4 protein-coding genes and 1 pseudogene are annotated in these 6,105 nt (G+C 70.2%); 2 read left to right on the forward strand and 3 right to left on the reverse strand.

The window, feature by feature from the left end; all coding sequences use genetic code 11:
- Positions 1-20: 20 nt before the first annotated feature.
- Positions 21-572 (reverse strand): adenylate kinase, encoded by a 552-nt coding sequence (locus ABZ862_RS22045; RefSeq protein ID WP_360960553.1) that lies wholly within the window; start codon positions 570-572, stop codon positions 21-23.
- A 252-nt stretch (positions 573-824) separates the two neighbouring features.
- Here ABZ862_RS22045 and ABZ862_RS22050 point away from each other — a divergent pair, with 252 nt between their 5' ends.
- Positions 825-2,069 carry a transcriptional regulator gene (locus ABZ862_RS22050; protein ID WP_360960555.1) on the forward strand — a complete coding sequence of 415 codons (1,245 nt, stop codon included), beginning with the start codon at positions 825-827 and terminating at the stop codon, positions 2,067-2,069.
- Positions 2,070-2,213: 144 nt separating this feature from the next.
- On the forward strand, positions 2,214-3,731 hold the full coding sequence (gene adh / locus ABZ862_RS22055; protein WP_360960557.1) for an aldehyde dehydrogenase: 1,518 nt from the start codon (positions 2,214-2,216) through the stop codon (positions 3,729-3,731).
- Positions 3,732-3,893: 162 nt separating this feature from the next.
- Here the strand turns inward: adh and ABZ862_RS22060 are convergent, their stop codons facing one another.
- Both ABZ862_RS22060 and ABZ862_RS22065 read right to left on the reverse strand, forming a co-directional pair.
- Positions 3,894-4,826 (reverse strand): hypothetical protein, encoded by a 933-nt coding sequence (locus ABZ862_RS22060; RefSeq protein WP_360960559.1) that lies wholly within the window; start codon positions 4,824-4,826, stop codon positions 3,894-3,896.
- Between the two features lie 12 nt (positions 4,827-4,838).
- Positions 4,839-5,995 (reverse strand): annotated as a pseudogene (locus ABZ862_RS22065) (IS3 family transposase); the annotation flags it as partial.
- Between the last annotated feature and the right edge of the window lie 110 nt (positions 5,996-6,105).

The raw sequence follows: 6,105 nt of genomic DNA on the forward strand, positions 1-6,105 counted from the left end.
TCGATCACCTGAGCGCCGGATCACTCGATCCGTTCCAGCTCCTTCAGGGCGCGCGCGGCGATGTCGTCCACCGGTCCGGTGGCCTCGACGGTCAGCAGGATGCCGGCGTAGTGGTCGAGCAGCGGGGCCGTCTCGTGGCGGTAGACCTGCTGGCGGTGCCGGATGACGTCCTCGGTGTCGTCCGGGCGGCCGCGCTTGAGCAGCCGGTCCACCAGGATCTCCTCGGGCGCGGTGAACTCGACCACGGCGTCCAGCCGGGCCCCGGTGCGCTCCAGGACACCGGTGAGGTCCCGGGCCTGCGGGACGGTGCGCGGAAAGCCGTCGAGCATGAAGCCGCGCAGGGCGTCCGGCTCGGCCAGCCGCTCGTGGACCATGCCGACGGTGATGTGATCGGGAACGAGCTCACCCGTGTCCAGGTAGTGTCCCGCCTCCCTGCCGAGCGGGGTCCGGCGGGTGACATGGTCGCGGAAAAGATCCCCCGTGGAGATATGGGGGATCCCCAGCCGCTTGCCGAGAATCACCGCCTGGGTGCCTTTGCCCACTCCGGGTGGGCCGATGAGGACGAGTCGCATCTGCCGTCCGTGCCTTCCGGTCGTCGCGCCCGCCCGCGCGGGCGCCCTGTTGAGCCCGGACCTCGAGGATAGAACCGGGCTGTCATGTTCCGCTCGTCCGCGGGCCCCCGGAGGCAATCTTTCTCCGCGTCTCCCCGCTCCCGGCCGCCGCCTCACACGGAAACCTGTCCGAACGGGCGGGTGCAATCCGGACCGTGATGCGGACAATGTGGTGTCGTCCCCGCCCGCGGACGGGAAGGCAGAGGGAGGCACATGGCAGAGCGGCAGGACCTCCGGCGGCGCAGGGCCACGCTGGAGGGCGAATGGTCCCGTCTGGTCCCGCGGCTACGGGACGTCGGCGCGGCCGCCCGCACCGGCGGCGATCCCCTGCGCCACGAGGTCACCGAGTCCTGGGCGCGCTCCCTGAGCAGCGTGGACCCGGCCCGCGACAGCGCCCCGGTGAGCGACGGCGGCGCGGTGCACCGGCGCTGGTCGGGCTCCCCGCTGCGCCGCCCGGTGGACGGCCTCGCCGACGAACTGCGCAGCGTCGCCGACGACGCCGGGTTCGTCACGGCGGTCACCGACGAGTCCGGGACGATCCTGTGGACGTACGGCGGCCGGACCATGCGGCGGCGGGCCGAGCGGGTCAACTTCGCGCCCGGCGGACGGTGGGACGAGCAGGCCATGGGCACCAACGCGCTCTCCCTGGCCCTGCGCACCGGCCGTCCCAGCACCGTGTTCTCCGCCGAGCACCTGGTGACGGCGTTGCACGGCTGGGTCTGCTACTGCGCCCCGGTCCACGGTCCCGACGGCGGCGTCCTGGGCGTCCTGGACCTGTCCACCACCTGGGACCGCTCGCACCCGCTGGCCATGTCGACGGTGCGCGGCCTGGCCTCGGCCATGGAGGCGAGCCTGCGCGCCGCCGCCCGCCACTCCCCCCGCCCCGCCCCGGAGGGCACGCCGCTGCGGCTGCACACCCTGGGCGCCGAGGAGGCCGTACGCGACGGCGTCCCGCTCCCGCTGCGTCCACGCCAGCTGGAGATCCTCACCCTCCTGGCCCTCGACCCGGACGGCTGGTCCCCGGAGCGGCTGCGCGAGGCGCTGTACGGCGACCGCGCGGTCACCGCGTCCACGTTCAAGGCGGAGATCTCCCACCTCCGCCGGGCCCTGGGCGGCGGCATCAGCACCCGCCGCTACGCGCTCACCACCCCCGTGTCCTGCGACGCCACCGAGGTGCTCGCCGCCCTGGAGCGCGGCGACACGGAGAGCGCGCTGCGGCTGTACCGCGGCCCGCTGCTGCCGCGCTCCTCGGCGCCGGGCATCGACGAGTGGCGCACCCATCTGGAGGTGGCCGTACGGGAGGCGGTGCTGGCCAGCGTCCGCCCGGAGCACGCGCTGCGCTACGGCAGGCAGGCGCCGTACGACGCGGAGGTGCACGAGCACGCGCTGAGCCTGCTGGACCTGGACGACGCGCGCCGCGCGATCGCGGCGGGCCGCCTGACCACGGCCCTGCGCTGACCGGCCCCGGCCCGGTCCGCACACCAACCTGACGCCAACCTCGGGCGGCCACAGTGACCCACGCCACGACGACGTGGGCCGTCGCGGCGCGAACCGCAGAGTGATCCGTCCTGCCCCGCCCACTTCCTCCCCAGGAGAGCCGCCATGGTGTACGCCCAGCCGGGAACCGACGGCAGCGTCGTCAGCTTCGCCCGCCGCTACGACAACTTCATCGGCGGCGACTGGGTCGCCCCCGTCGAGGGCCGCTACTTCGACAACGTCTCACCGGTCGACGGCAAGGTGTTCTGCGAGGTCGCCCGCTCCTCCGCGGCCGACGTCGACCTCGCCCTGGACGCCGCGCACGCCGCCGCCGGCGCCTGGGGCCGCACCTCGACGACGGAGCGGGCGAACGTCCTCAACAAGATCGCCGACCGGATCGAGCAGCACCTGGAGAAGCTCGCCGTCGCCGAGACCTGGGAGAACGGCAAGCCGGTGCGCGAGACACTGGCCGCCGACCTGCCGCTGGCCGTGGACCACTTCCGGTACTTCGCCGGGGTGGTGCGCGCCCAGGAGGGCAGCATCTCGGAGATCGACCCGGAGACGGTCGCGTACCACTACCACGAGCCGCTGGGCGTGGTCGGGCAGATCATCCCGTGGAACTTCCCGATCCTGATGGCCGCGTGGAAGCTGGCGCCGGCGCTGGCCGCGGGCAACTGCGTGGTCATCAAGCCGGCCGAGCAGACCCCGGCGAGCCTGCTGCTGGTCATGGAACTGATCGCCGACCTGCTCCCGCCGGGCGTCCTGAACGTCGTCAACGGCTTCGGGATCGAGGCGGGCAAGCCGCTCGCGTCCAGCCCGCGCATCTCCAAGATCGCGTTCACCGGCGAGACCACCACCGGCCGGCTGATCATGCAGTACGCCAGTGAGAACATCATCCCGGTCACCCTGGAGCTGGGCGGCAAGAGCCCGAACCTCTTCCTGCCGGACGTGATGGCGGCCGACGACGAGTTCCTGGACAAGGCGGTGGAGGGCTTCGTGATGTTCGCCCTCAACCAGGGCGAGGTCTGCACCTGCCCGTCCCGTGCCCTGATCCACTCCTCGATCTACGACGACTTCATGGCACGCTGCGTCGAGCGCACCAAGGCCATCGTCAGCGGCGACCCGCTGGACCCGGCCACCATGATCGGGGCGCAGGCCAGCGTGGACCAGTACGAGAAGATCATGTCGTACATCGACATCGGCAAGAAGGAGGGCGCCGAGCTCCTCACCGGCGGCGGCTCCCGCACGGTGCCGGGGCTGGAGGAGGGCTACTACGTCGAGCCCACCATCTTCCGCGGCACCAACGACATGCGGATCTTCCAGGAGGAGATCTTCGGCCCGGTCGTCTCGGTCACCACGTACGACTCGGTCGACGAGGCCCTCAAGATCGCCAACGACTCCCTCTACGGCCTCGGCGCCGGCGTCTGGACCCGCGACGCCAACACCGCGTACCACGTGGGCCGCGAGATCAAGGCGGGCCGCGTCTGGACCAACTGCTACCACGCGTACCCGGCCCACGCCGCCTTCGGCGGCTACAAGGGCTCGGGCATCGGCCGCGAGACCCACAAGATGATGCTGGACCACTACCAGCAGACGAAGAATCTGCTGGTGTCATACTCGCCGAAGAAGCTCGGCTTCTTCTAGAGGCACGAGGAAAGGCGCCTGACCTGGGTTTTCACCCGTCAGGCGCCCTTCGTGCAACCCGCTCTCGACCGGGCCCGACTTGCGCGCTAACTCCCAATTCCTCCCACGACTGCACCCCTCCTGACCAGTGCTTCCGGACCAGTCACGGACCAAACCCCCGGTTCAGCCCTCGGGTACGTCACCTTGACTGACGCGCTGCCACTCGTTCATGGACTGCTCGATGAGACGGTTCGCCTGCTCTCGAAGGCCGTCAAGGAACTTGGCGTAGTGGCGAAAGAGAACCTCGATGCTCTGGCCGGCGCGGCGGGCGCACTCGGCCGGGTCCACTCCGGAGTAGAGCCAGAACGAGATCCCGGCATGACGGAGATCGTAAGGCCGCTTGGCCAGGCGAGAAGTGCGCTCAGTACGGGTCAGGGCGTATTCCCGGGCCCGCGCCCATGTGATGCCGTAGGCGGCAGCGTCCACGTAGTTGCCAGCCTGGTTCCGGAAAAGTCGACCGTCAGGTGCCACGTCGAACCGATTCACATGGGCACGCAGCATGCGTACGAACTGCGGCGGGATGGGAACAGGCCGCGTCGCGCTTACCGCGCGACGCTTGAGCGAGTGCACCTCGTGCACCTCACCGTCGTCGGTCCACTCCTTGCCAGACGTGACGACCCCGCCCGAGAGGTTCAGCATCCCCCATCCCGTCTTTGGCAAGTGGCATTGCTCGATCCGAAGGTGGATGACCTCAGCTGGCCGCATAGCCGCGAAGTACATGCAACCGAAGAATGCTTCAAGATGAGGACCCCGCCCCCGCTGGCGAGCAACGGCCTCGAGCAGCCGAAGCACCTGGGCCGGATTGGGAACGGCGGCCGGATCCACCTCCTCATTGACTGCTGGCGCCTGCCACCGGAGCCCCTTGAGGGGATTCTCTGCGAAGTACCCCTTCTCCACTGCAGTGTTGAGAGCTTCGTTGAACGCAGCCCTCTTGCGTCGGGCTGTTTTAGCCGCAGCCGCCTTGCCGTCCAGCTTGCGGCACATCGCATCGAGGGCCCGCCTCAGAACGTCGGCTTCCGCGAGGGCGCTGGGGCCTTCCCCCGAGAAAGTGGACACGCGTTCGGGTGATCATGCGGCCAGCGTGAGCTTATCGGACTCCTGCTGGTGCTGGTTTTCGTAGGCCATGGGGCTGAGGTGTCCGTTGGCGGAGTGCCTGCGGCGGGTGTTGTAGCGGGTGAGCCACCGGAAGACGATACGTCTACAGAGTTCCGCTCCCGGGTAGTGGTGGGCGCCGCGCAGGGTCTCGCGCTTGAGGGTGGCGTGGAAGCTCTCGCAGGCGGCGTTGTCGGCGGAGGTGCCGACCGCGCCCATGGACTGAGTGACACCCAATTCGCCGCACAGGTCGGCGAATTCACGCGATGTGTACTGGGCGCCGTGATCGGAGTGGAAGACCGCGCCGCTCAGGCCGCCGCGGGTGGCGGCTGCCATCCGCAGGGCATCGGCGACGAGTTCGGTGCGCATGTGGGCGGCGATGGACCAGCCCACCACCCGGCGGCTGAAGCAGTCCAGGACAGTGGCCAGATAGAGGAACTGGCCGTCCCCGGTGGGGAGGTAGGTGATGTCGCCCATGTACTTGACTCCGGGCGCGGGGGCGGTGAAGTCCCGCTGGAACAGGTCCGGGACCGGTGTCGCCGACGGCTCGGGGATCGTGGTGCGGACCCGTTTGCGCAGACGTATGCCCCGGATGGAGAACGTGTGCATCACGCGGGCCACCCGCTTCTCGTTGATCTTCCGGCCGTCGGCGCGGAGCTCTGCGGTGATCCGCGGGGAGCCGTAGGCGCCGTCGGAGTCGGCGTGGACGGCGCGGATCTGTTCGGCCAGGGCCCGGTCGGCGGCCTGCCGCGCGGACCGCACGTCGGCGCCGTCCCGCCACTTGTAGTAGCTGGAGCGGTTCACGCCCAGGACCTGGCACAACCGCTTCACGCCGAAGGCGTCCCGGTGGTCGTGGACGAACTGGAAGCGGTTCACCAGTTCGTCTCGCCGGCGAAATACTTGGCCGCCTTGCGCAGGATGTCCCGCTCGGTGGCCAGCTTCCGCTCGCTCGCCTCAAGCTCGGCCACCCGGGCCTCCAGCCGCCGGATCCGCTCGTCCGGGTCGGCGGACGGTGCCGGCTGTCCTGCTCGGGCTGGCGCTGCCCCACCCGACCGAGCCGCCGCGGGGGCGACGCCGCGACGCTCCCGGTCCCGCAGCACCCACTCGCGCAGCGTCGCCCTGTTACTCAGGTTGAACTCGCGGAGTCTGGTGGCCCGTGACGGTTCTTGATCGTTGCGGTACGACGTCGTCATGCGGTACGCGCATGGTGGCGGGCTGACGCCCAAGGAGCAGGAAAAGCGGG

Source organism: Streptomyces sp. NPDC047000 (genome assembly GCF_040644295.1).
In the GTDB taxonomy this organism is placed as follows: Bacteria; Actinomycetota; Actinomycetes; order Streptomycetales; family Streptomycetaceae; genus Streptomyces.

What these genes read in the sequence shown, in the direction of transcription:
- ABZ862_RS22045 (WP_360960553.1), bottom strand. Translation starts at nt 572, where the DNA reads ATGCGACTCGTCCTCATCGGCCCACCCGGAGTGGGCAAAGGCACCCAG.
- ABZ862_RS22050 (WP_360960555.1), top strand. Translation starts at nt 825, where the DNA reads ATGGCAGAGCGGCAGGACCTCCGGCGGCGCAGGGCCACGCTGGAGGGC.
- adh (WP_360960557.1), top strand. Translation starts at nt 2,214, where the DNA reads ATGGTGTACGCCCAGCCGGGAACCGACGGCAGCGTCGTCAGCTTCGCC.